Annotated in this window: 20 protein-coding genes and 2 pseudogenes; 10 read left to right on the top strand and 12 right to left on the bottom strand. The window is 57.1% G+C overall.

The window, feature by feature from the left end:
* Positions 1-82 precede the first annotated feature (82 nt).
* The 3 genes and pseudogenes from AC1DW2_RS33825 to AC1DW2_RS33815 all read right to left on the bottom strand — a co-directional run bounded on the left by AC1DW2_RS33825 (position 83) and on the right by AC1DW2_RS33815 (position 1,931).
* A pseudogene (locus AC1DW2_RS33825) lies at positions 83-618 on the bottom strand (NAD-dependent epimerase/dehydratase family protein).
* 151 nt (positions 619-769) lie between these two features.
* Positions 770-853 (bottom strand): hypothetical protein, encoded by an 84-nt coding sequence (locus AC1DW2_RS33820; protein WP_477008173.1) that lies wholly within the window; start codon positions 851-853, stop codon positions 770-772.
* A 544-nt stretch (positions 854-1,397) separates the two neighbouring features.
* Positions 1,398-1,931, bottom strand: coding sequence for a D-glycero-alpha-D-manno-heptose-1,7-bisphosphate 7-phosphatase (locus tag AC1DW2_RS33815; RefSeq protein ID WP_477008147.1), 534 nt, complete (start codon positions 1,929-1,931; stop codon positions 1,398-1,400).
* 2,421 nt (positions 1,932-4,352) lie between these two features.
* On the opposite strand from AC1DW2_RS33815, the gene tnpA reads away from it, so the two are divergent.
* The 4 genes from tnpA (at position 4,353) to AC1DW2_RS33795 (ending at position 7,326) form a co-directional block, all read left to right on the top strand.
* Positions 4,353-4,775 (top strand): IS66-like element accessory protein TnpA, encoded by a 423-nt coding sequence (gene tnpA, locus AC1DW2_RS33810; protein ID WP_477008146.1) that lies wholly within the window; start codon positions 4,353-4,355, stop codon positions 4,773-4,775.
* Positions 4,769-5,011, top strand: a complete 243-nt coding sequence (tnpB, locus tag AC1DW2_RS33805; protein WP_477008145.1) for an IS66 family insertion sequence element accessory protein TnpB — start codon at positions 4,769-4,771, stop codon at positions 5,009-5,011. The genes tnpA and tnpB overlap by 7 nt, the downstream gene beginning before the upstream one ends.
* A gap of 150 nt (positions 5,012-5,161) precedes the next feature.
* On the top strand, positions 5,162-6,727 hold the full coding sequence (tnpC, locus tag AC1DW2_RS33800) for an IS66 family transposase (protein ID WP_477008144.1): 1,566 nt from the start codon (positions 5,162-5,164) through the stop codon (positions 6,725-6,727).
* Positions 6,724-7,326, top strand: coding sequence for a plasmid pRiA4b ORF-3 family protein (locus tag AC1DW2_RS33795; protein ID WP_477008143.1), 603 nt, complete (start codon positions 6,724-6,726; stop codon positions 7,324-7,326). The genes tnpC and AC1DW2_RS33795 overlap by 4 nt, the downstream gene beginning before the upstream one ends.
* A gap of 303 nt (positions 7,327-7,629) precedes the next feature.
* Here AC1DW2_RS33795 and AC1DW2_RS33790 read toward each other — a convergent pair whose 3' ends face one another.
* Together AC1DW2_RS33790 and AC1DW2_RS33785 are read right to left on the bottom strand one after the other, a co-directional pair.
* A complete protein-coding gene (locus AC1DW2_RS33790; RefSeq protein WP_477008172.1) occupies positions 7,630-9,555 on the bottom strand; it encodes an acyltransferase family protein in 1,926 nt (641 codons plus the stop codon).
* Positions 9,556-10,080: 525 nt separating this feature from the next.
* The gene (locus AC1DW2_RS33785; protein WP_477008142.1) at positions 10,081-10,293 is read right to left on the bottom strand and encodes a hypothetical protein; all 213 of its coding nucleotides are present in this window, start codon (positions 10,291-10,293) and stop codon (positions 10,081-10,083) included.
* Between the two features lie 1,899 nt (positions 10,294-12,192).
* Here AC1DW2_RS33785 and AC1DW2_RS33780 point away from each other — a divergent pair.
* A complete protein-coding gene (locus tag AC1DW2_RS33780) occupies positions 12,193-12,525 on the top strand; it encodes a hypothetical protein (RefSeq protein ID WP_477008171.1) in 333 nt (110 codons plus the stop codon).
* A gap of 308 nt (positions 12,526-12,833) precedes the next feature.
* Here AC1DW2_RS33780 and AC1DW2_RS33775 read toward each other — a convergent pair whose 3' ends face one another.
* On the bottom strand, positions 12,834-13,019 hold the full coding sequence (locus tag AC1DW2_RS33775; RefSeq protein WP_477008141.1) for a hypothetical protein: 186 nt from the start codon (positions 13,017-13,019) through the stop codon (positions 12,834-12,836).
* Between the two features lie 523 nt (positions 13,020-13,542).
* On the opposite strand from AC1DW2_RS33775, the gene AC1DW2_RS33770 reads away from it, so the two are divergent.
* Positions 13,543-14,511: a hypothetical protein gene (locus AC1DW2_RS33770; protein ID WP_477008140.1), complete on the top strand. Its 969-nt coding sequence runs from the start codon at positions 13,543-13,545 to the stop codon at positions 14,509-14,511.
* Between the two features lie 805 nt (positions 14,512-15,316).
* Here AC1DW2_RS33770 and AC1DW2_RS33765 read toward each other — a convergent pair.
* Complete coding sequence (locus AC1DW2_RS33765; RefSeq protein ID WP_477008139.1) at positions 15,317-15,535, bottom strand: hypothetical protein; 219 nt, start codon at positions 15,533-15,535, stop codon at positions 15,317-15,319.
* 549 nt (positions 15,536-16,084) lie between these two features.
* On the opposite strand from AC1DW2_RS33765, the gene AC1DW2_RS33760 reads away from it, so the two are divergent.
* The 4 genes from AC1DW2_RS33760 (at position 16,085) to AC1DW2_RS33745 (ending at position 21,173) form a co-directional block, all read left to right on the top strand.
* Entirely contained in the window at positions 16,085-17,107 is a 1,023-nt protein-coding gene (locus tag AC1DW2_RS33760; protein ID WP_477008138.1) for a hypothetical protein, read from the top strand.
* Between the two features lie 242 nt (positions 17,108-17,349).
* Entirely contained in the window at positions 17,350-17,526 is a 177-nt protein-coding gene (locus AC1DW2_RS33755) for a hypothetical protein (RefSeq protein WP_477008137.1), read from the top strand.
* 582 nt (positions 17,527-18,108) lie between these two features.
* Positions 18,109-19,851 carry an oligosaccharide flippase family protein gene (locus tag AC1DW2_RS33750; RefSeq protein ID WP_477008136.1) on the top strand — a complete coding sequence of 581 codons (1,743 nt, stop codon included), beginning with the start codon at positions 18,109-18,111 and terminating at the stop codon, positions 19,849-19,851.
* Positions 19,848-21,173 carry a hypothetical protein gene (locus tag AC1DW2_RS33745; RefSeq protein ID WP_477008135.1) on the top strand — a complete coding sequence of 442 codons (1,326 nt, stop codon included), beginning with the start codon at positions 19,848-19,850 and terminating at the stop codon, positions 21,171-21,173. The genes AC1DW2_RS33750 and AC1DW2_RS33745 overlap by 4 nt, the downstream gene beginning before the upstream one ends.
* Before the next feature lie 64 nt (positions 21,174-21,237).
* On the opposite strand, the gene AC1DW2_RS33740 is transcribed toward AC1DW2_RS33745, so the two are convergent.
* The 5 genes and pseudogenes from AC1DW2_RS33740 to AC1DW2_RS33720 all read right to left on the bottom strand — a co-directional run.
* Complete coding sequence (locus AC1DW2_RS33740) at positions 21,238-22,347, bottom strand: DegT/DnrJ/EryC1/StrS family aminotransferase (protein WP_477008134.1); 1,110 nt, start codon at positions 22,345-22,347, stop codon at positions 21,238-21,240.
* 4 nt (positions 22,348-22,351) lie between these two features.
* Positions 22,352-22,819 carry an acyltransferase gene (locus tag AC1DW2_RS33735; RefSeq protein WP_477008133.1) on the bottom strand — a complete coding sequence of 156 codons (468 nt, stop codon included), beginning with the start codon at positions 22,817-22,819 and terminating at the stop codon, positions 22,352-22,354.
* A complete protein-coding gene (locus AC1DW2_RS33730; RefSeq protein WP_477008132.1) occupies positions 22,816-23,877 on the bottom strand; it encodes a Gfo/Idh/MocA family protein in 1,062 nt (353 codons plus the stop codon). The genes AC1DW2_RS33735 and AC1DW2_RS33730 overlap by 4 nt, the downstream gene beginning before the upstream one ends.
* A gap of 405 nt (positions 23,878-24,282) precedes the next feature.
* Entirely contained in the window at positions 24,283-25,230 is a 948-nt protein-coding gene (locus AC1DW2_RS33725) for an NAD-dependent epimerase/dehydratase family protein (protein ID WP_477008131.1), read from the bottom strand.
* Positions 25,227-25,628, bottom strand: a pseudogene (locus AC1DW2_RS33720) (glycosyltransferase family 4 protein); the annotation flags it as partial. The gene AC1DW2_RS33725 and the pseudogene AC1DW2_RS33720, both read right to left, overlap by 4 nt.

Raw genomic sequence — 25,628 nt, 5'->3', positions numbered from 1 at the left:
CCATAGTATTCGCGATACCATTTGACGAACTTGCTTATCCCCTCTTCGGCGCTGGTTGACGGTCGAAAACCGACGTCGCGCATTAGGTCAACGACATCCGCGTATGTCGCCGGGACATCGCCGGGCTGCATTGGAAGAAATTCCTTCGCTGCAACACGACCAACCTCCTTCTCGAGGAGGGAAAGTTCCCGATGTTATTGATCTTCCAAGGTGCGGCGCTGCACAAGGGATCCGTCGAAGCTGGCTGCCCAGGAGCGGGCGGACGATCAATCAGCCGGACGATTGCCTCCGCGACGTCGTCGACGTAGGTGAAGTCACGCGACATCTGCCCGTGATTGAACAGCTTGATGGGCATGCCCTCCACGATCGCCTTCGCGAAAATGAACATCGCCGTATCGGGTCCCCCCAACGGTCCATAACCGTAAAAAGCCGCAGGCCGGTGGTCGGCAGCGAGAACAGACGGCTATACGCATGAGCCATCAACTCATTCGCTTTCTTCGAAGTCCCATAGAGGCTGATCGGGTGATCGACGTTGTCGTGTACCGAAAACGGCATACACAAAGGATGATAGAGAAGGTGCCGACATTGCGTCTGCCGACAGCCCTCAAGGATGTTCATGAAACCTTGCAGGTTCGCCCATGGGAGAAGCGGGATTCAGAAAAATGGAGCGATTGCATCGCGATTAGCGAGGTCCACCCGGACAAAGCGGAAGGACTGAAGCTTTTCAAGCACACGAAAGCGCGCTTCCTTCAGCGTGGGATCATAATAGTCATTGACGATGTCGAGACCAATGACCTCCCGACGCAAGCCGATGCGCGACGTGAAAACCTATGAAGCCGGCGGCACCGGTCACCAGTATCTTTTGATCAATCCTTGCGCCCGTTACCTGCTCAGGACCTAAAGTCGCCAGAGTTCTATCTCGGCCGGCTTGCTACCCAGTTCAGCCGGGATTTTTTGTCCAGGACAAGACCCTCCTGTTCTTTCAGGAGCGTCCGCAAGACTGACCAGCGAGATTGACGAAAGCCACGTCCCGCGATGGCGCGGGCTTCAGGACCGATGGCATCCGCCGTCTCCTCCACCCCAACCATCCGATCGCCCCTCACCTTCTCTCCGGGTCACCCAATTGCCATCCAGTACCGACGCTGGCGGCGGCGCGCAACGGATACCCTCTTGAGGGTCGGACATACCCCCCATCCACCGGCGACGTCGATCAATGGGAAAGGATCAATTTCGGTTTTGATGCCTTTCGCTTCGAAGCCCGAGTATACTATACGTGCAACCTCCTCCGCTTGTATCGTCTGCGGTTGGTCGAAAAGGGGATGGCATCAAGTCCCCCAAGCCTTGACCAACATTCCGCTGCAGAATTGACTGGCATTCCTTGGCTTTTGGAGCGTTTGTTACGTCGGCCTGGGCGAGAAGTACCCGTGCGATCGATGGACCAGAAGTGGGGTAATGAACGCTTCAAGGCTGGGCCCCTCAAACAGATGTCCTGCAATTCCGGCTGCTTTGGCAGCATCGAGGTCACTCTGCTTATCACCAATCAAGAAGCTTTCACTTACCTTCACTGGATAACGGCTCAGCAGAGCTTTGATCATTCCAGGCTGCGGCTTGCGGCAGCTGCAGATGCGTCGGTATTGTGCGATGCAGGCGTCGGGATGGTGTGGGCAAAACTCAAAGGCGTCGATATGCGCGCCAATATTGGCGAGCTCGTCCGACATCCATTCATGCAGACTTCGAACATGGCGCTCCTCGTAAAAGCCTCTGGCAATTCCTGATTGGTTCGTCACAACAAAAGCAAAGTAGCCGGCGTTATTGACTGCTTTGACGGCCTGCTGGGCGCCCGCGATCCACCGAATTTTGTGCGGATCAAAAGCATAGCCATCATCCTCGTTGAGGACACCATCGCGATCAAAGAAAACGGCGGGACGCATAGGTTTCTTCTGGCTCCGGACGCACCGAACAGGCACCGACATTTTCGGACAGTTGGCGCCACTTCTCAACACGTTTCGCTTCATGAGAGGTCGGATAGGTGCCGCAGTGTCCACTCGGAGCCCACCCAAAAGAGCAACAATCTTGCTGCAGAACGGACTGGCATTCGTCTGCAATTGGAGCGTTACTGACTCGAGCAGGTGCTCGGCTAGTAGGTTTTGCGCTCGCTGTCGGTATGCCCGTTTGGGCCTGCGCCTCGTTCGCTCTCGGCGGAAGCAGCAACGATGCGACTAGTCGTCGACCCGGCGCGAACGGGACCACAGCGATTACCTGACCGTTGTTGACTCCGGTTCTCGCAGGCACGGCCGTGACACGTTGCGCAAGGCTCTCGATTGCTGTAGCGACATATTGAGCCAAACCTAGCGATGGCTGCGGCGAATGGGATGGCGCTCGTGACACTTACTCGCGAATCTCCGATCCATACAATCATAGCCAGGGTCAACCAACAAGGTTGACCCCGCCAGCGTGAAGCGGTGAGCCCTAACAGGTCGAGATCCGAGCGTGAACGTCAGGCAATCAAGACGCTTTTCGATCCGCTATTTCTCCGGTCGTGGACTTAGAATTTCCTTTTCGATGCCGCCAATACGAGCGAACTCGACAAAGCCTCGACCCACACTGTTCGTCGCCCCCATACCAGCAAGTCGACCTGCCTCGTCTTGTTGAGAAAGACGTAAGCTAGATAGCACCCGCCAATGATCGAAGCCCCCGCAATATCTACCAAGTCGCGCGGGATAAGTACGGGGACCGCTCTCAATTTGAAATGCAACGGCGTTTCCCGATCGCATGCTGATATGACTGACCGGGAACTCTAAGCTCCACATCTCACCTCGCTGAGCGCGCGCGTTCAACCGAACCGTTATTGGCCACAGCCGCGTTACTTTGCCTACGTTTAGGACTTCGATCTCTATCGACTTTGCGGCACGCCGCAGCGCTTGAATGTCAAACGATGAGAATATCGTCTCATTGTCTGCTTCGCTATCCTTATTCCCGGAGGCTTCGCCGTCTCTAACGATCGCATGGCGCTTACGCGTCGCAATAAGCTGGTACGAGTAGGGAGGATCCAAAGGTAAGCGGTCCTCGCCGAAGATCTTCCCCGCCATCACCGCGGGTGCCAAGCAAGTGCAATCGGGGGATCCCTGCCGACAGGCCGTTGCGATAATGCGCCAGCTTCCGTCGATACCATCCTTCGTTGTCTACGAAATAGGCGCCTGCTCAAAGTTTACAGCTTGCATCGTCGTTACCCCTAAGCTGACGTTCCTCGAAATTCCGAGGGACGCTAGGCCTGTCGCAACTAGCAGTGCGCGACGCCGGGTCATACTTCTCACCGCCCGAACTTCTGATATGATGAGTTTCTCTTTCTCAAACTTACAAAGCAAGGAGCGCCTTTCGGGCTGTCTGCCGGCGTGATCACGGCAAGCGCGGCGATGGTCCCGGAACCACCAGCGTATAAATGTTACCTCGCATGAGCGCTCCATGCGCCCTCTGCAAAATTCCGGGCTTCAAAAAGATCTCATCAACCGTATCATATGGTCACTTTACGAACCATCGAAATTTCGAGCTAGTGACGCCGCCTCGCATTGGTGGTTTGGAGGCCGTTAGCGGATACCGTATGCAATCTCAATCTGAATAGGACGCCAGTTAGTCTCAGTCTACGCGCGCTGGCGGCAAGCCGTCGGGCACGATCACGGCGGACCAGAGACGCGCTTGGCTTCGCCCACGGTCCGCGGTCCGCAGCATTCGGTGGGGAACAGTATGGATGCGCCGACGATCAAACCGAGTATACGCCAACAATAGCGGATCTCGCCAATCGGCTGCGCACACGTATTCGATTGCGGCAGCTGTACACTCGATCTCTTCGTCCATTTACCGTCGAGCACACGCCAGCGCGTGACGGAATGCGCTTCGGCTTGTATGGCTCTTTTTCTAGCCCCAGTCTTCGGACCAATGGTTCGCATCGCATTCGCTCCATTGGTTTCGATTTGTCGTTTTGACGTCGTTTTGTGGGCTTCTCGACCTTGCATGTCAGCAGCTGGTCGCAAGAGGAAGGAGATCAACAATTATCGGATCGAGCGAAATGGATTTCGATCGCGTTTCAGTCGATCGGGCCAGCCGCCCGGTTGACAAAGATCCGATAAAGATCGGCATGGGCGAGTGTCGTTTGAGCAGCAGGAGTAAACCGCTACGCAGCCAAGGGCACGATATTGATCGCCGACCACCGGAGATTCCTCAGTCCAGAGATGTCGGCGCGTCAAAGGCGCGGACCCGCAGCTTGGCCGTAAGCGTAGCGCCGCGGCCCTTTAGATTGTCTGTGCGCGATCTTGGGAGCACCGTTAGAAGAGTCATCTTCTGCAAGGGTGCTCACAATGGACGACCATTCGGACGACATAAGACGACCATTGACACAGCGTATCGAAGTGTACGCCGGCGCAGGCCGTAAGCAGTGGCCAGATGATTTGAAGGCCCGGATTGTCGCGGAAAGCCTTGAGCCGGGCGCGGTTGTAACAGATATCGCACGCCGGCATGGCTGCCGGCCACAGCAGGTGCATGACTGGCGGCGCCGGGCGCGTTTAGGTCAACTGGTGCTGCCAGCTGCGGCGGGTGCACTGTCGTTTGTGCCGTTGGTGTCGGAATCGTCGCCATCGGTGGCTGCCGCGCCCTCCGGATCACCGGAAGCAGCCACTGTTACGGTTGAGCTCCTGGGTGCGCGGGTAGAGGTGCGCGGAACGCCTGGGCTTGCCGTGCTGAGTGATGTGTTTATGGCGTTACGCCGGACACGTTCATGCTGACGGCTCCCGCTGGCCTCATGATTTACGTTGCGACCCGACCCGTAGACTTCAGGAAGGGCGCGGATGGCCTGGCGCTCTTAGCGAAGGAGGCGCTGGGCCACGATCCGATGAAGGGCGTGGCGGTGGTCTTCCGTGCGAAGCGCGCCGATCGTGTGAAGATTGTCGTCTGGGATGGCAGTGGCTTGTGCTGTATTGGAAGCGGCTTGAGGGCGGCGGCTTCATTGTTGACGGCGTGATGCGGATGAACGCCGCGCAGTTGTCGGCGCTTCTGGCCGGCATGGATTGGACACGCATGCACGCACCTCGAATCCCGCAGCCGAAAGCGCTTGCGTAAGGATATAAAATCTTCGCTGCATCGGGGCGCGAAGCATGGCAGACTCGGGCCAATGAGTAATTTGCCTGATGAGCTGCCGAGCGATGCAGCCGAGCTGCGTGTCTTTGCCGCGGCTCTGCTGGATCGCTGTGCCAGGCTCGAGCGGTTGCTCAAGCTTGCAAAAGATGCGCAGTTCGGTCGATCGTCGGAAAAGCTTGACGCTGATCAGCTACAGCTTGTTCTGGAGGATATCGATGAGGCCGTCGCGGCTCTCGAAGCAGCCGAGGATCGCGCCGATCCCAAAAAATGCGAGAGGAGAACTGCCGAGCGCAGGGCCAATCGTGGCAAGCTGCCGGAGCATTTGCCACGCATCGTCGAAACCCTGATGCCCGCTGAAATCTGTTGCCCGTCCTGCGAAAGCGTCCTTTTTGAGATTGGGAGCGATGAGAGCCAGAGGCTGGACGTGGTACCGGCGCAGTATCGCGTAATCGTTACCCGCCGGCCCAAACTGGCCTGCCGCGCCTGCCAGGGCGTCGTTCTCCAGCACGCTGCTCCCGAGCGACTGATCAGGGGTGGATTGCCGACCGAGCGGCTCGTCGCGCATGTGATCGACGCCAAGTATCATTGGCATTTGCCTCTCTACCGTCAGGCGCAGATGCTGGCGACCCACGGTATCGCGCTCGACCGCTCCACGCTCGCCTTCTGGGTCGGCTACGCCGCCCAGGAGCTGAAACCCCTGTGGCATCGACTGCGCGAGATGTTGCTCGCCTCCTCGAAGCTTTGTGTCGATGAGACACCAGCACCGGTCTTGGATCCGGGGCGTGGCAGGACCAAGACCGGTTACTTCTGGGCTCTGTCGCGCGATGACAGGCCTTGGGCCGGACCTGAACCACCTGGGGTGGTCTATGCCTATGCACCGGGCCGTGGCGCCGTTCATGGCTTGAGGCTGCTCGAAGGCTACCGCGGCATCATCCACTGCGATGGCTATGAGGCCTACAAGACCATGACCCGGACGACGCGTGCGGACGCACTGTCCGGCACGCTCGCCTTCTGCTGGTCGCATCTACGGCGCCAGTTTGTGAAGATCGAGCGCGAGGCTGCTCCGGCGCCGGCGCCGGTTGCCCGCGAGGCTCTCGAGCGTATCGCCCAGCTCTACGCGATAGAGAAAGCCCTCCGCGGCCGATCTGATGCCGAGCGCCGTGCGGGCCGGCAGGCGCATGCCCGGCCTCTGGCCGCAGCCTTGAAGCAGTGGTTTGAGGCAAAGCTTGGTCACCTCGCGCAGAAGGGTGAGACGGCGAAGGCTTTGCGTTATGCGCTGCGTCATTGGGACGGCTTGACGCTCTACCTTGATGACGGGCGTATAGAGATGGACACGAATGCAGTCGAACGTGCGATGCGGCCGATCAAGCTCAATGCCAAGAACGCCCTGTTCGCTGGGTGCGACGAGGGTGCCGAGAATTGGGCATTGCTGGCTTCGCTCATTGAAACGTGCAAGCTCAATAGAGTCAGCGCCGAGCATTGGCTCTCCGACGTCCTCGCAAAGCTCGTCAATGGATGGCCTGGGTCGCGACTGGACGAACTGCTTCCCTGGGCGTCGACCTACACGATGCACGCGCACGATCCGAGGCTGGCAGCATGAGCCTGAACACGACCGCCGTCCGGATCAGGATAACCCTCAAGGACGTGAAGCCGGAGGTGATGCGGTGCCTTGTTGTACCCGTCAGCCTGCGGCTTGATCGGCTGCATCTGACGCTTCAGGCGGCATTTGGCTGGACCAACAGCCACCTCTTCGAGTTCCTGGCTGGCCAAGGGCGTTGGGGCATCCCTGATCCCGACGGTGATTTTGGCCCGCAGCCGATCGATGCTCGCAAGGCGCGGCTCTCCGATATCGTTCAAGAGACCGGCGCCAAGACGATCCATTATCTCTATGACTTCGGCGACAGCTGGGACCATGTGATCAAACTCGAAAAATGGTTCGACAACACGACGACAGAGGGACTTCCCCTCCTGCTCGAGGCCGCCGGTCGTTGTCCTCCGGAGGACGTCGGCGGTGCGCCAGGCTATGCCGAATACCTCGACGCCATCAGCGACCCCACTCATCCAGAACATGAAAATATGCGCCTCTGGGGTCCCGAACAGTTCGATCCCAACGTCATCGACCGGAAGGCGATCGAGGCCGCCGTCAACGCATTGTCCGGAATTTGGAAGCCACGCCCGCGCAAGCTGCGATCAAAATAGACGCAAGCGCCAATCAAAAGGGCCACAGAGCTACGCTTACGCTTGGCCCTTGGCGCGCGGGAGGACGACTCGAGCTCGGAGCGCCATCGATGGCGGCCACCACCAACCGCGGCCGCGACGAAGCGCCGCTCGCCGTCAGAGTGCTGAGAATGGTCGCGGGTGTCTCAAATAATGATCCGCTGCGCGACTTGCCCTGAGGCATTTGATAACACGAGCGGCGACCTTATTTCGGGCGTCTCACCATTGAGTAGGCTTGCTGCGGCAGGCCAAGGCGCTCAGTCGCACCAGTGAGCGCAGCGTACCTCACTTCTCAGAAAGTGCGTCCTCGATCTTTTGGCGAAAAAAGAACATTACCAGCTCAGACCCGCGCAGCGTCAAATGATTGGCGTCGCTATAGATGGGCGCGATATCGTCAAACGTCCTACACATTGTTTTGTCGCACAGAGCGTCAAACGGATCGAGAAATACTGCACTGTCTCGAAGGACAGAGGAAAACAGCGCATTGTTGGCTTGCCGGCGGGCATCCGGCGGCGCGTTTTCACAGCCGCGATCGAACAGCACCGGTCGGAATATGCAATCAGTCGAAGCGCCGTGATTTTCAGGGGCTCCGGGAATCGTGCCTATCACCAGCAGCGAGCGTGCACCGAGATCATGCCTCAACTCAAGCAGTTGATTGGCATAGAAAGATATGGCATCCGCAAATTCAGAGAAGCGGAGCTTTTTTCCGCTCTTTTCAGAAACCAGGGGGAAGTTGACCCAGTTTTGACTTACGATAAGCGCGGCGTGCGATCGACTGATCTCGCTGAAGGCCTGCGCTCTCGCCGCGCGGCAGCCTTCGTCATAAAGCTTCGGATCGGGATAGTCTTTGAAGTCCCGCGTGAACTCATGCGAGAAAAAAGGGCAACTAGAAAATTGCAAGATGCGGAAGTTGCGGTCAGGAAATGCCGTTTTGAGACCCGCAAAGTACTGCTGCGCGTTGGAATCACCGATCACGAATGCGGCTATCGGCTCCCCAGGATTTGTCTCGCAACTGTTGCCACAGCCGTCCCCACCATAAGCCACCGCCGTCTCTTTGGCCAAACGGTCGTACGCGAAGGCACGGCTGCCGAGGCGCCACCGCCACCCGCTCTGAGCCACAGACATGCTAACAATAATCACTAGGAGTGTTGTAGCCATAAGGTGTGGAATGAAACGTCGATTCGACAGAGAGGCGCCGCGCGTCGGATAGCGAAAGGGTTGCTCTATGCTGCGATAGAGCAATTCAGAAGCCGCTAGCGACACTACGGCCAGCCATAGGCCGGTTTTCCAGCCCCATGGATTTGATGCGGCATAGGTGAAGAAGACCGCGATTGGCCAATGAACGAGATAAAGCGAATAACTTCTGCTGCCAACGTACACCGCGCCGCTATTGCTCAGAACAAGCTGGCTTATGCGATTATTACCGCACACAATGATCAGCGCTGTCCCGGCGCACGGTAGGAGGGCGGGCAAAGACGGAAATCCTGTGGTGGCATCGAACAGCGTATAAGAGATCAGGATCATGACGATGCCGGCGCTCGCACCTGCTTCCTCTAACGGACGCGGCACGTGCCAAGCTTCACGCTCTAACTCGGAGATCAAGCCACCAATGCAGAACTCGAACACGCGAAAAGGCAGAAGAAAGAAGATGGACGAAGTGTGCCCTTCGAATGCAACGTTGGCAGCTAAGCTTGTGACGAAAAGCATCAGCAGGGTCGCGGCAAATCCATTCCGACGCCGCATCAGCCAAAACGACAACAATGGCCAGAGCAGGTAAAATTGTTCTTCGACGCCGAGGGACCAAGTGTGCAGCAGAGGTTTTAAGTTAGCGGAAACGTCGAAATACCCTTGCTGACTCCAGAACAGAATGTTTGAGACTGATAGACTTGCCGCTGCAGCAGATGCGCCGAGGCTTCGGAAGCTATCCGGTGAAAGCAAGAGAGCCCCGACGGCTAACGAGCCTACCAAGGTGGCAAGTAGTGCGGGGAGGAGGCGTCGAGCGCGGCGGACGTAAAACGCTTTGAAGCAAAAAGAGCCGGCTTTGATATCTCTAACGATCTGACTTGTGATGAGGTAGCCGCTAATGACAAAAAATACGTCCACGCCGGCATAGCCACCGGGAAACCAGGACGACCTAAAGTGGCATAAAAGTACTCCGCCGACGGCGATCGCTCGAAGACCATCAATCTCTGTCCGATGTCTGAAGCCCATGGTCACGCTTTAACCCAGTTTATCGACGCTGAAAGCGTGGACGGAAATTCGGACGGAAATCGCGCAGGACCTCTGCTTTTCGGCGCCGCAACGGCTCTTGCGACCCAAATGAGCGGATTTTCGGTATTGGAGGGGTGAAATGTCTCCATGAGTGGGGCGAATCCCTATGCTCAACTGCGGCTCTCACTCTCATTTGGCCCGATCTGCTGCAGCCGCGGGAGAAAACTGTCGGAGAGATTCTGGCTTATGAGAAAATACCCCGGTCGACTCTGTTGTGGCGGTACACCAGAGGGCATCGATAGCGCTGTACCAGCAAGTGATCTCCAGTACCTAACGCGGCCTCGCCAAGGGAATGCGGAGAATCGCGAAAGGCCCGAAGCGCACAGGTGCTAAACCTAGCCGGTTCTTCATCAGAGTCCCAAACATTTCGGCCGCAAGGGACGGCTCAGCTGGTGAGGTACGTGCGGAGGCCCAAGAAGTTGATCGGGACCGCAGCTAGACCCGTCAGTCCGCGGTTAGCGAGCTCTACTTTTCCGATGTTCCATGTCTTTGTGCATTTTCCAGCACCTTCCGATAATTCTCTGCGATTGCCAAAAGAGCCTGTCGCGAGGGTTCGTGACTGATTTCATCGGCCCACTGGTAACAGGCATGTAGCATGCGCTTCCAGCCCTCAAGCTCGACCTGACGCCGCCGCACCGCTGCGCTCAGCGCGATTTTGTCTTCGATTGCGCGTTTCATTTTCTGAAGCCGCATAACTAGCTCGCCAAGCAATTCACTGCAATCCCAAATTGCTATAGCATCAGCAAAACGGCTAGAATCCTAAGGGTTCAAGGGCCTAGATTTATCCTGCTGAGACGCTGCGCCTCCGCTTTTGTCCGTTTTGCCGCRAACGTCGGAGGCCTCTCTTTCTGCACCGTCGACTTTCAGGTCCGTCGCAGTGAAAGCAAGAAGATCAAGCTCAGCATCCCATTGTCCTGCACGTCCGCCACGACTAGTCACTCGCGCTTTAATCGGCCGCTCAGGGAGCGTGGAGAAGTATTTTCCGATTGCTGCTACTTTTCTTCTTCAGCACCTGGCTGCGCGCGCAGCTTTCTCCAAGTTCTCGTGATTGCGATCGGTATACATTTTGAGCGGATACTTGACGGGATTCCACTTCGGCAGCTTCTTCGCGTAATCCCTCGCTGTCTCATTTGTATCCCAGGCGCCTTGTTGGCTTAAATCCAAGCCGGGGGGTGCTGGGTCCGCTGCAACCTTCTTGCCTGCTCGGAGCGGTTGCGATCCGCGCGGCTGATACTCTGCTTGTATCGGCGCACCCTTGTTAGTCAGCTTGATTGGGGCGGCCTTCGCAGTTGGCTTGCCTTGCGCCGCCACATCAGCACCGCTTTTGCCTCCGATCCGAGTGACTTCTATCGACCCATACGTCATTACGGCGTCTGACTGTAGCGTATAGACATAGGTGCCAGCACTGTTTGTGTAAGTCAGACTGTTGCCGCTGCATGTCCAGGCGCCTTGGACGCAGAAAGGGTTGCTGGTGCAGAGCGCTTGCCCGTCAGGCTTGAGAGTACCGATGTTGCTCGTACCGTGCTGCCAGGTACCAACGAATTTGCTGGCACAGGAAGATGGTGGGGCTGCTAATGCGGGACCAGCAATAAGCGCAAACGCAACAACTCCTGCAACCCGCGGCAAAGTCATTTCCACCTCTGTCCAAGCAACAATCGGAAAGCCCGCAGTGTGTCACGAGGATCACGCCCGAATCAATAGCCACCATGACCTTGAAGGAGCGTGGCCACAAACAAGGTAACCACGGTACGCAATTGGGGGAAGCGATCTACAGCTCGGCACTATTCGGCAGCGCCAGTGATGAAGTCCGCCGCTTCTACTTCGTGTTACAACTGGCTGATGACCAGCTTCTCGCGGTCTTTTTGCAGGCGCTCGCGTCCCGGCCACTCCGGGATCGGCCCACACAGCCGCGTAGCCCCTCTCGGCGGCTACTGCCTCGCCCGACGCCCGCTTTCTACCTACCCGCCGACCGACCCCGAAAGCGTCTCCAGCCCACCTCAATGGCTGCGATATCCTGCTCGACCTGAGCGATCGACGACCGGCAGTCGAACCCCATCCTGGTCTTAAGGTCGACCGCCAAGCGCCGACGGTGCATCCGCAGATCCCCGAGCGATTGGCGGTCCTTCAGTCGGGCATAGCCGTCAACAATCACAGCTCAATCGCACTCGACATAATGCTACCACCACTATCGCAATTCGGATTTCCAATTGAATTAGCCTAGCCCTTGGTCGAGCCCTTTGAAATAGAACAAATGGCGTGGGCTGAGCTGCTGCCGGTCTCATGAAACACCTAATCTCGGTGTCCATCAAACCGGCAGCAACTCACAGTGGTTTCCGGGGGCTTTGAACGCTGGTCGGTGGAGTGGAAGCCTCCCGGCGGAAGATCGAGCTGATCGTCTACGGCGGGCTCTCCGCCGTTCTTGCTTCCCAAGACGAACCGCTCGCCGGTGGGCCCGTTCTCCATAGTGGCCCGCTTTGTTCTCACACTATCTTAGCGGGTATCCGTAAGCGGAACGCTAGGAAGCATTCAGGTCGCTGCGGCTGACAAGAGCGATCTGGATCGGTAGACTTGTCTCTGATGATTAGGGTATTGGCGGTCATCGCCTTCCTGCTACTGCCAACAAATCCACTTCGTGCCGGGGCAACTATCGTCGGCGCCGGTTCGCAGTCATGCTCGGCATGGACGAACAGAACAAAGAGTGCCGTTGCAAAAGGCGCGTTCGAGTCCTGGGTCGTGGGCTTTCTTAGCGGGCTCAATGTTAGCGGTGACCGAGAAATCGTCGGCGGCGGCGATTTCACCGCGATCGTCGCTTGGATGGATCAGCGCTGTCGATCTCGTCCGACCGACCAAATTGGAATTGCTGCCTTAGATCTCGCGATGGAATTAGCCGGCAATGCTGCGAAGCGGTGATTTTAAGCTTGGTAACTTTCGGGTGGGCGCTGCACAAAAAAAAACCGACCTGAGGATCTCCGGGCGAGCACGACGCCAGGGGCGAAGTAGGGCCACTCTAAACGAATCACGCTCAAGTAGCGTAAGGCGACGGCCAGACAGACCCGACACCAAAAAAGCCTCTTTGAAGAGACCACTGTTTTCCGCCCGTATTGCTCGCAAGCCCAACAATTTGACAGACAGCGCTTGCCGGTGAGCGCCACCAGAGGAAAGCTGCAACGATTGCAAGCAACGCCGATAGCAAATTGAGCCAATTCATCGTTCAGCGTCTATCTGCCCTTGGAAATGAGACGCAGGCGTTCTTCGCGACCGGCCTTAAGCGCGTCGTCCCGCGCGCCCGTTACGATGCCGGTCTTTACCGGCGCAGAATTGCCGACAGCCAATGTCCATTTCCATTTCTTCGGGCCAGCCGGCTGCGCGGAAACCTGCAATTCGGCAGGATCGTACCTGGTCATGCTTTGCTCCCCAGCCCGATGCTAGTCAGTGCCAGCACGAGAGCCACCCTGCTGGCGTCCTGCGGGGATAAATTGCCGCTTCAACCTGCTAGCGTGCACTCGGCCAGATCGGCTCTTCCACACCTACGACGCGCAGTAGCTCGCGCGCATTCCGCGCGGCTCCAGCGATTGAAGATGCTAGGCCTTCGGGTAGGTCAAGCAGCTTGCGGGCCCTGCCCAAAGCTTAAAGCGCCGTTCGTTCGTTTCGGTAGATTGCCAATACTTGTTTGGACAGGAACAGAAATCTGGGAATCGGGCCGCGCATGCCTCAATATACTGTGGAAACAACCCAAGCGTGCTAGTAATGCGAAAGCCCCCCGAGCCTGTTACAGCGCTCTTAATCGGCCTCCCGCTTTGGCTCCCCCTCTGGTTCCCTGGAGAAACTAAGGACAATCCGCTGTCGTCGAATGGCATCGATTGCACTCTCATCACTGGATCGAGCGACATCACATCGTCAGGCAACTACTGCCTGCACGGAGATTCCGTGGCTTCGGGCGGCATCGAGATTCAAGCGAGCGACGTAAGCTTCGATCTTCGCGGCTTTTGCCTAATCGGCCCGCGCGACAACGGGCTCGTCAACTATGGAATCCACATAGCTAGCGGTACCGAGCGAGTGTCGATCACGAATGGCTGCGTCCGCGGGTTCTTTTACGGTCTGAAGGTGGACGACGATCTCCCTGCACAACCAACAAGGGACATCTCAGTCAGCAAAGTGAGCTTCCAACAGAATGCATTTCGTGGCGCAATGATCGATGCCGACCAAGTGAATTTTAGGAACAATACAATTAGTAATACTGGCGGAACGACTGTTTACGATGATGCCTTCGCTATCGGTCTTGAGCTATCTGGCGATTACTGCACCGTCTATTCCAATTTAGTCAGCGAGACTTATGGTCGAGACGCGGGCGAAGGAGTCGGCATCTCTATTTCCAGCGATAGAGACGATCATTGCAGCGTGACAAACAACGTCATCTCAAATCGCGCAGCTAACCAGCTCGGACGTACATTCGGGATCTGGAGTGATAACCTGTCAGCTGTGATAGGAAACACCGTCCAAAACGTTGACTACGCGATCGTACAGCCACCGTTGGCAGTTCGTGGCAACAATATTGTCATCGATGAACACTGCCACGGATTATTCTACGCCAAGACCGAGCAAGCCCCCGGCGATACACAGATCTCACGCCAGTCATCGCCACCGTGCCCCGATCTGAAAGAGGTCATCAACGCGCTGAAGGCCGTCAACCGGAAGGTCTATTTTTATCGCAAGGCACAAAGACTGGCGATGAAAGATAAGTGGTCGAGAGCCACGGCCTACTTCCTCGCTGCCGAAAAGCTCGGGAGTGTCGAAGCGGCAAGGATCGCTCGAAAGCATCTTGCGTTGAAGCTCGTATCGGAAGGTGAATTTCAATCCGCTGAGCGGCAAGCCGCGAACCTTCTGGCGGATAAATGACGCAGGCCCGCCAGCGTGAACTGGCGGGCCTGGGTCTCTAACAAAGATCTTTGCGCATTAGGACGGCGTACAGTTCGGCCGGCGCAAGCCTACCCTTGATCACCCAGCAGGCAAGTCTGATCCGCGCTCGCGGGATGAGGAGCTCGATCAAACGCAAGTGAACGTCACTACGGACAAGGCCGAGGTAAAACCAAGTTGACTCTCCTTAGGTTGACTTCTGCTAGGGCCCAGGTGGAAGATTCTTCCCGGCTCGGGGAAGGAATTTGGAATGAACGTAAGTACGTGGATCGCCCCAAAGTCGACTGCGCTAGTGAACATCAGGATAAGCAATCCGAGACACTTGCTGATCTTGATGTTGGGCAGAGACCGAACGCGGAAGATAGCGGTAGAATTTCTGTTTCACTTCCACTGGTTGAACAAACTGTCTCCTCAACTGGGAAGTCCATGTCTGTTCGAGGCAGCGGATTTTAGCGAGCCCATTAGCCCCCAAAAACGACCGATCGCTGATCGCTCGAGCAGGGATTTCGGAAAGCGGCAAAAGGAGCCAGCGGCAAGTCAAGCTAACGACAGCCGACGTTTAGAACGGGGTAGCGATCTTCGGAATGATCGTTATTGATCGCCGAAGTCCAGCGCGTAAAGTTGCTATCGAGGTTGGCGCCCGACGTGTTGCGGATATATCCGCACGTTGGACGCGATAGGCCCGCCAGCTTGATCCGTGGCGCCAAGCTGCCGAAGAAGGTAACCGAGCTCTGGCTGTTTTCGCCAAATGATCTCCGTTATTGGCCGCAATCAAATTGCACTTTCATCATTTGAGGATTTCGCGATTATGCCCAAGGAAAATTGCCTGATCGTCCATGCAGCCGGAAGTTAGCTCGATCAACTGCGCGGAGAGGCTTCCCGTATTGCGAAGGAGAATAAGGTCGACTGGTGGATCGATCGCGCCGACGTCGGCACGGTCTTCTGCTTTGAAGACTCGAAGGCGAAAGAGGCTATCGCGCTCACTTGCGACAGCTTCGGCGTCCATGCCAAGACGGGTTAGCCAAAAAGAAAACCGCAGCCGGCTGACGCGAACTGGCGAGATGGCATTGTCAACTGAGGCGGCCGCATGAGAACCGACCCATCGCCCGACGCGCGTCAGACGATGGGCGGTTCCGGGTGGATGGCGCGAACCTAGGACGGGTCCCGATATCGCGCCACAGACCGATTGCTCAATCTTTCTGTCGGAGGGTCGTTCCTATCAGATGCCCTGAGGCTGTGGCTGCCGACTGAGGCGACTTCAATCCTCCCAAATACGTTCGCCGCACCTGTCGCACTGGTAAAGGCGGCCCATCCGACCGGTCTTATCGTCTAGCATTGAAGCCGTCAGGCGGAGGGACTCGCACAAGCTGGGCAATGAGTGAGCTCGGGACGCGGTGGGCGAGAAGAATCGGGCATGACCAGCTCATGCGCTTGAAAAAAACTGGCCAGCGCCCTATTCCGGCGGCCGCAGCCCGGGCGATCTCAGCCAATCGCTAATGTGCGAGCCGGTCTCGGCTTGCCGCGCCCTGCGGAGGTCGGCCTCTCGGACAGGTCCATGAGGGAGCAATTCGGCTTCTTCGCGAAGGCGCCTCGCTTCTTCGGCAAGGTGTTCTTCAAAGGACATGGGTTGCGTGAAATCTGCTGCGCGCATGAGCCTGTCCACCTGTTCCGACGAACCATGCCCAAGCGCGCGATGGCACGGCGTCTGGCGTCACCGGCGGCCGAGCCAAACGCATCACACCGCCAAGCAACCACCGCTACTTTCCTGGACCGGAGGAGGAACGATGGATTCATGCCGACCGTTGTTGTTCTGGGAGAAGCAAGGGAGAGTTCCAATGCTCTGGCGCGCTTTTCGTCGGGCGGGACGTTTTCTTCTTTTCTTCGCCCGGTGATCGCATTTGGCTGGCCTTGGCTTGTCCTATGGATATCGATCAAGAGCTGGATGTGGGCCCTTGCATCGCTCGGCTCGGATGCCTCGATTCCCGCTCTGTTGGTCACGATTGTCGTTCTCGCACGGCCACTTTACGAAGTGCTGTGGCCTGGGAACGCGTGGAAAGCGATCGGGATTATCGTTGGCGCTGCCGGGTTTTGCTTCGGCGTCAGCACCTGGCTGGCTCCGCATCTCGCCGCTGAAGGTCTCCAGCACGCTATCCACACGCCTTCGGGTGACGAGCAATACGCCAAGGCCGTTGTGGAAAAGCAGCTCCTCGTCTGGTTCTACCCCGAGATGGCTCTGCTGATTGTCATTGCTGTGGTGAGCGCGATCATCGCTCTTTCCCAGCTTGGACCGACCATCCAAGTTTTGCGTTCGATTGGACGGCGTATACGCGAATATCGGCGCTACGGCTGCCTACAACCGGATCTGCGCGAACTGAACCGCACATTTGCGCATTGTTTGACCCAATTCGCCTGCGCTGTGCTTCTCGCGCTTGCCGTCTCCGAGGTGGCGATTTGGTTCAACGAATTGGAAGATGGCGGAAGCTTACGACTCCACCGTGACCAATCCGAGCGGCGCGCAACTATTCGCGGATGGCGCACTATTCAACAACAATGCGCCGCTCAAGTATTACTTGGATAACCATCTTCCTGCGCCACCGGATGAGCTCATCTGCAGTAATTTTGGACGCTACGTCTTGATCCACAAAATAGGGTCCGGACGCGTCGACGTGATCCCTCGTCCGATGGTCCAAACCGGACCAAGCTCATGGGAGACACGAAGGCAACAGCCGCTGCGAGATGTTGTCTGCGTACCCGGTGCGCCCACTTAAGCCCACGCCGTTGCCGAGCCGCTGGCCCCTCAGCGGCAGGATTAGTCGAACATTGGCCAGCAGCCGTCCACATCGTACCGACCTGTTCGACTATCGCTACTCGAAGGCGGAAGACGGGAGTGCGTCGGCCTACTTCATCAAATTCTGCGAATCGCTATTCGGTGCCGGTATCGTGCTATCGAAATCGGACCCTGATGCCGAGGTGGCCGCCGAGGCTCGCGGTGACTAGGTTCATCCGGCCCAAGTGACGGGAGGACTGCCGGCCTGAAGAAGTAGGTTGCCGCGGGTCATCTCCAGACGAGAAGGCCCCGGCCTCTCGCGGAACGGTTGCGATCCGGGCCGCCGATTACGTGCGGGACGCGATCGTCGGAACCCTCGTGCTCGTCGATGACGACGAGCTTACGGTTTCGATCCGCGGGGACCAGGCAGGGGACAGCGTGGTCCACTTTCCGCGTATCGGTTTCGAGCTAAGAGAGGCTCGCTAGTCGCTTTCGCACCTCCTCGAATCTATTTCGCGCAACGCCCGGAGTATGAAGGCGTAAGTCGATTTCGAGCTACAGGCAGATACCCCTCACAGCCCCCTGTACTCCTGACCAAGCATATGTTCGCTGCCTGGAGTGGTTCCACCAGCACCGACGAATCTAGTGTGCCTCATCTTGGGTTGATTGGAATCAGCCGCCCATCGAATCGACCGTCGAGTGCTAAACCGGGCCAACGCCGAATCAACATTGAGAACTCGTATAGCCGGCTTGCCGGTAACTTCCGATTCTAACTTGAAGACTTTGATCGGCCGTGCCAAAGATCAGCTCGCGTGGTCAAATGGCAGCGATTGACGGAAGAGGCTGCATCCATGGGAAGATTGGGAATCTTTTGTTCGCGCACTTACCCTTATATGAGGAAGAATGCAGCGCTTATCAAAGCTGCCTTCATTTACCTTTCAACCGCAGCAGTTACAGCAGGCGCTCCGCTTCTTTTATTGCCATTTCTTACTCGCATATTGACGCCCGAAGACTATGGCAAATTGGCGATGTTCTCTGCGATCGTTCAGATATTCAGCATTACGACAGGACTGAGCACACACGGCGCGGTTGGGATGAAGTATTTCGATCGCGACAGACTAGATTTCCCTCGCTTTGTTTCATCTTGCCTAATCTTGTTGCTAGCGAGCACCGCTCTCACGTTACTCGCGACGTCGATAATACTCGGATGGCTTGAGCGCCTCACGAGCCTTCCCGGCACTTGGCTACTCATTGCAGTCATGTTTTCCGCATCGTGCTTCATCGTTCAAGTTCAGCTCTCAATTTGGCAGTCGAGCAGAAGCGCAGCCAAATTCGGCGCACTCCGAGCCTTCCAGGGCGCCGTCGACTTGGCGTCGTCTGTTGTTCTGGTCTTCATGCTGGGACTGAGCTGGCAGGGCCGCGTCGCGGGTATTGTCCTTGGGGGCCTTGCAGCTTCAGCCTGTGCCTTGGTCTCACTCTACCGCGGCCAGTGGCTGCGTCTCCCTCGGGATACAAGTCATGTGCAGAACGCCCTGCGTTTTGGCTTGCCGCTCGTGCCACACGCGACGGGCGGAATGCTCATCATGCTTTCTGACCGCCTCCTCATCACAAGCGTTCTCAATGTTTCCTTCACCGGCATCTATTTGGTTGCGTCCCAGCTGGGAATGGTTCTGTATCTCGCCACTGACGCACTGAACCGCGCGTATTCTCCCCTCCTGATCGAGACGCTCAAGCACAACGACCCTCGTCGTGACAGAAGCGTGGTCAGGCTCACCTATATCTACTTTGTAAGCCTTATCGCTGTTGCTCTCGTATTTGCAGAAGCAGCGCCCATTCTTCTCGTCACTCTAGTCGGTCCGAAATTCCAAGCTGCGGGTTCGATCTTCATCTTCATCGCCGTCGGCCAAGCCTTCAGCGGCATGTATCTGATGGTTGCCACTTACATCTTCTACGCCGAGCGAACGGYCTACCTGGCTATGCTAACCATCGCGGCCGGCACAGCGAACGTCGTGGTCACGTATTGGATGCTTAGCCTGCACGGGCTGATCGGCGCTGCTGAAGCGTTCATGGCGACCCAAATTCTCTTCTTTTTGGGGGCCTGGGCCTTGGCGCAGCGCTGCCGACCAATGCCGTGGTTCAGCGCAATTGCTTTTGACCCAACTTCGTGCGTCAAGGCAGGAGCAACAGGGCTCGCAATGTTCGCGTACGCGTCAATTTTCATACCGCCGGGCAAGTGGAATCTATCGGCGAAGACAACCACCGAGAAACAGAACGAAGCGCGTTATTTGATCGCCGCATCGTTCGAAGGAAACCTCGAATTGATTAGCAAACTGTTGATCAAAGGCGCTAACGTCAATGCAACGAATGAGGAGGGCGTGACTCCGCTCATCGCCGCATCATCTTCCTCGCAGCGACTTGCCGTTGAATTGTTGCTCTCCTATGGCGCAAGCCGTTCGTTGAAAACGAAGGAGGGTTACACCGCTTATGATTTTGCAAAGAACCAGTTGAACGACGAACTGGAGTATCTGTTGGACCCAAGAGACCGGCTCAGATGACCAGGAACGTTAAACCGGTCTGGCGCAGTACCGGCGCAACACTGACCTCCGCAATTTCTCAACATCCGATCTCTTCTAACTCCAGCAATCCTTGGCTGGTGCTTTTTGTCTGCAACTCGACCGTCATTCAGATGATTATCGGGCAGGATGACGTGATTACCCGTTTTTCAGCGATCTATTGGGCGCTGGTCCTGCCTGCATTGGTTATCCCGCTTTGGTCTTTGAGACAGATCGCGAAGTTTCTGCTTGGGCCGGGCATCCTACTTCTAGGCTTCCTGGTTTGCGCTGGCACCTATCATGCTGCTCGATATGACTTCCAGATAGTTGCTCAAGTCTCTCTCTTGGTTTGGGTAATCGCATGGTGCGCCTGCGAGGATGTACGTTTGTCGACTGACGATATTGCCAGAATATTCATTGCTTCTATTGTTCTCGGCGCACTCATCGCGTTGACGACCGATCTCAACCCTTGGGGCCTTTTTCCGGGCCAGACTAAGATGGGCTACGGCGCCTGGCGAATATCATTCTTTCCGCATATAGCTAATTCGGCCGTCTCTTCGCTGATTATTCTGATGTTCCTGACACGCAACTCCAACGAAATTCGAGCTCACAAAATTGCGTTGGTCCTTTGCGTCTACTTCATCTTATTCAGCTTTGTCCGCACAGTCCTCGTTGCGTCGGCGCTCTACCTGTTCCTTCACTTGATCTACCGCGTAACTCGCAGCAATCGGCCGACCGTTCTATTTAGTGTTTCCGTTCTGATCACAATTGCGAGCATCGGCTGCGAGTGGTCCATAGTTCCGGTTCTGGACACATTACAGACTAATCCTCTCGTCTCCAGACTTCTTCTGCGCGGAGAGGCAGGACTTAGTACATTCGCAATCTACGAGCAGCTCTATCGTCCCTGGCTTTGGAAAGAGCACACGTCGATATTCATTTCGAGCCCCTACCTGATGGGACTTGGCAATTTCAATCTGCTCGACCATGTTTCTGGTAACCTGCTGCCGGGGCTGGGAGCTTCTGGCTCGGAAAGTTTTCCAACGCGTCTCCTAGCATCCTACGGGCTTCCCACCCTGCTTCTCCTCGTTTATCTCCTCGGCCAACTTGCACGCGTTGCGCGCTCCGGCGATGTTTGGGCGTGCGCGTGCTTCCCTGCCATCGTCTTTACTATGATGAATTGGGGAAGCGTATTTCATCCGACGAATGCGTTCTTCGTGTTGTTCTTTTTGCTGATTAAGGGAAATGGAGCACTCGTCAATCAGCACGACTCAGTAAGCTCGGCGCCGCTCCCGGCAACCATAAATGAACTGGACGTTTCCGGTTAACTGACGCCGTTTGCACAGCAAAGCTTGATTATGCGCTGGACTCCGGACCGTACCTAAGAGAAGCCTAAGACCTATCCTGAAAGGCGCGGATTTCTCTGACGACTTCCTCCTGCTGTTCCCGGCTTATCTCGGCGAACATCGGGAGAGAGATAATCGTATTTTGATCGGCATAGGCGTTAGGAAATTGCTCTTGCCGATGCCCGAAGCGTTGGTAAGCAGGCAGCAGCGGCAACACGGACGGGTAATTGATCGACGTTTGGATGCCTCTCGCACCGAGGTATTTTGCAAGTGCATCGCGATTGCGATGCCTAATTGTGTACAGGTGATAGACGTGAGTCCTCATCGGCGCGACGTGAGGTACGTCGACGTGCTCGTTTTGCACTAAAGCTGCATCATAGAATTTTGCCGCTACCTGGCGCGCTTTTGTCCATGTGGCAAGATGCGTAAGTTTGGCGGAGAGTATGGCGGCCTGAAGGCCATCCAAACGGCTATTGATACCTTCAATTTTATGCTGATGCTTCACTATTCCGCCGTGACGCGCAAGCATGGTGATGTACTCAGCAAGGCTGTCATCGTTGGTCAGAACCGCTCCCGCATCACCCATCGCACCCAAGTTCTTACCAGGATAAAACGAAAACGTCGCGGCGTTGCCGAAAGTGCCGACCGACCGACCTTTGAACTGGGCTAGATGAGCTTGTGCGCAGTCCTCGATCACCCACAATCCACGTTTCTTTGCGATCGCCATAATCGCATCCATCTCCGCGGGTTGGCCGTACAAATGCACGGGGATGATACCAACCGTCCTCGGAGTGATTGCAGCTTCGACGGCCGCAGGATCAATCGTGAAGGTCGCGCCATCCGTGTCGCAGAATTTTACAGTTGCACCTGCATGCGTGATCATCGCCGACGTCGAGACCCAAGAATGCGCCGTCGTGATGACCTCGTCTCCTGGCCTCACCTTCAATGCGGCCATTGCAAGGTACAGCGCGTCCGTGCCATTGGCGCATGAGACGCAATGCTTGACGGACGCAGCTGCAGCAAATTCTTGTTCGAATGCGTCGACATAGGGGCCGCGAATGAATGCATTGTCGCGGATCACGGCGGCAATTGCCGCGTCGATCTCGGGCTTGATGCTCTGATACTGAAGCTGAAGATCAGCGAAGGGAACTGCCATATCGCTATTTCCGGAACCTGAGAGGCCGCGCCGGATTTCCGGCGTAGACGCCGACGATGGTAATGTCCTTAGTCACCACCGCCCCCGCACCGATCACCACGTCGTCGACGATCTTTACCGGCATGATAGTGGCGTTCGAGCCGATTGATACGCGGTTACCTATGCAGGTCTCGCGCCATAATTCCTTTCGTCCGCGCGCCGGCCCACCGCCGGTAAAAGTGTCATTGATAAACATGACGCCGTGACCGATGAAGCAATCTTCTCCGATGCTCACGAGCTCGCAGACGAAACTATGCGATTGCACGCGCGTACGGGCGCCAATGACGACATCTTTCTGGATTTCAGTGAACGGCCCGATAAAGCAATCGTCCCCGATCGCGCAACCATAGAGATTACAGGGTTCAACAACTTTGACGCCGTCACCGAAAACTACGTCACGGATACCTGACTGATGGCGTATGGGGCCCTTCACGATACTACGCCCAGCCGGCTGCGACGCGGTATGAAAGAGAGTGGCACCTCCTGCTCACTCTCGATCGATTCGTAGAGCGCCGAAATCAACTCCAGGCTCTTGCGGCCCTCAAGCCCGTCAACCAATGCAGCGCCACGATCAGCAAGGCACTCGACGACGTGCTGATAGTAGGCTTGGTGACCGAAGCCGTAGACGTTCGGCGGGTTCACCGAAAATTTCTCGATCACCTCGTGGTCCGAAGGCAGTTCGGTAACAAACCGCCAATGCCGGATGTGGTTCATGGCAAATCCACCGATCTCTACCGCGCCCTTCTCGCCTAGAATCGACAGCGAACCCTCCAAGTCAGCAGGGCGAGTAGCGGTCGTGGCTTCGATGATCCCAAGCGCACCGTTACGAAACTTCAGGGTAGCGACCGCGGTATCTTCGGTCTCGATGTTTACGAGCGCGGTGGTGCTGCGCGCATGAACACTGACTACATCACCGAAGAACCATTCGAGCATGTCGATGTGATGGCTGGCTTGGTTCGTAAGAACGCCGCCATCATGGGCCCAAGTGCCGCGCCAAGCGTCTTGATCATAATAGGCCTGATCGCGGCACCAACGCACTCGGACCGTCCCAAGAACAAGCTTGCCAAACCGGCCGGCATCGAGCGCCTGGCGCGCTTTCATAATGGGTACGTTGAAGCGGTTCTGCTTGACGACGAAGAGCTTGACTCCTGCCTGATCGCACGCCCGGTTCATGTCGTCGGCATCCTGCAGCCGCAGAGCCATCGGCTTTTCAACCACGACATGCTTTCCGGCTTGAGCGCAGGCAATCGCATGCTGCGCATGCAGTCCGCTCGGGGTCAAGACCGCGACCGCGTCAACCTTCTCATCCGACAATAAGTCGACTAGGTTGTAGTAGACAGAAACCCCAAATTTGGAGCCTGCTCCGTCAGCACGCTGGCGGTCGGTATCGCAGACCGCGACCAGCCTAGCACCATGAATGTGATTGCCACCGAGCAGGTCGGAATGACGCTTTGAAATGCGCCCGCAACCCAGGAGACCGAACCTTATCACAATAGCTTCCTCGATACGTGGTGGTCCCAGCGGGAAAAGTGGAGTTAACTCTATATTCAGCTGCCGTCCGTGGAATCAAGCAATTGCTCCACATCCACAACGCAGCCGATTTTGCAGCTAGCGAGAATGTCTCGTATTATCAAGCACTAAGATCGGCTCTTGGCAAGCCCGCAAGCCGGATCTTAGTGTCAGGGCCGTAATTCTGATTCCGCGACGCTGTGGCCTGCAAGCAGACCGAGCCTCGGCCATCGAGTAGGATGCCCTCCAGCTCTGCTCGTCGCTCGCGTAAGAGACATTGCGGTGATAGTTGCGATGCTACCGGTTTGGTTGGTGCGCCGACTCGACGATTACGACGGTCGTGGCGGGAGGGATCGCGATCGGCGTCGTCCTGCGCCCCTGCTCCACTCAGGTGTCCCGAGACGACAACGCCAGCCGTAAGCCCTCATCGAGCGATACCTCAGGCTGCCATCCTGTCGCGATCGCCTTTGAGACGTTGAGCTCAAGCGAGCCGATCAGGCTGTCGTACGAATCCTGCCGACCGGCAATGCCGAGAAGCGAGCCCAATAGTTCGGACGGCATGCGGAAGAGCCGCGGACTCTTGCCCGAGGCTCGGGCAAGATGCTCGATGAATTCGGGCGTCGAGACCTGTTCTTTGTCGGCGACCAGGAATATCTCGAAACCGCTCGTCGCCTCGGGAGGAGCCAGGCGCCGGAGGATGAACGACGAGAGGTTCTGTACGGCAAGAAAGGCGCGCCGATTTCGGATCGCGGCGAAGGGCAGCGGCAATCCCAGACTCACCGCACGCCTTAGCAGTGCAAAATTGCCCTTGGCGCCCGCACCATAGACCAGCGGCGGCCTAATCACCGAAATCTTCATCGCGCTGTCGCGCGCCAGCGTTTTGAGCCCTGCCTCGGCCGCGGCCTTCGACATACCGTAAAGGCCGCGTGGCGTGAGGATATCGTTCTCGCTGCACGGAGGGCGGCCCTCATTGCTGCGGCCATGCACGAGAGCCGTGCTGACGAAGATAAACTGCCGTACGCCAGCTATCGCTGCGCTACCCGCCAGATGCAACGTGCCGGCGAGGTTGACATTGCGGTAGAGCTGGACCGCGTGCTCCTCGTGCTTGTGATGCACGCACGCGGCAAGATGGACAACGGCATCGACACCGGCGAGTGCGGCCTGCCAGTCGGTCTCGGGACCGATCGACCCGATGACGACCTCGTCGTCGATCCCTTCCGCACTGCGAACCGCGCGACGGATAGCCCACCCTTCGCGCGCGAGGGCGGGCACGACATGGCGGCCAACGAAACCGCTCGCCCCTGTCACCAGCACGACTGGTTTTCGCTCGCTCATCGTTGCTCCGCCGGTTCCGGGCCGCGCAGCAATTCGTCGACCAAACCCGCACACGCATTCATGGCAGTAGTCCGGTCAAATCGTGACGCCGTCTTCACCGGGCGTTCGGCCATGGCGTCATCGCCGCTGCGGGATGCTGCACGGATCGTATCGGCCAATTGATCCGCCCGCCCCGGCGTCACGACCCATCCGAGCCCGTTCTCCACCACCGTCAACGCAGCCTCGGCCTCCGGCTCGGAGACCAGCGCCACGGGACGGCCGACTGCCAGCAGATTGTAGAACCGGCTCGGCACCGACACCCCCACCACGTCCTTCCGGTACGGAATGATCCAGAGATTGGCAGCCGCCAGGAACGCCTCGAGCTCGGCATCCGCGACCCGCGCCACGAAGGACACATT

The organism is Bradyrhizobium sp. P3_C3, assembly GCF_056402655.1.
This window is presented reverse-complemented; position numbering and strand designations above follow the sequence as displayed.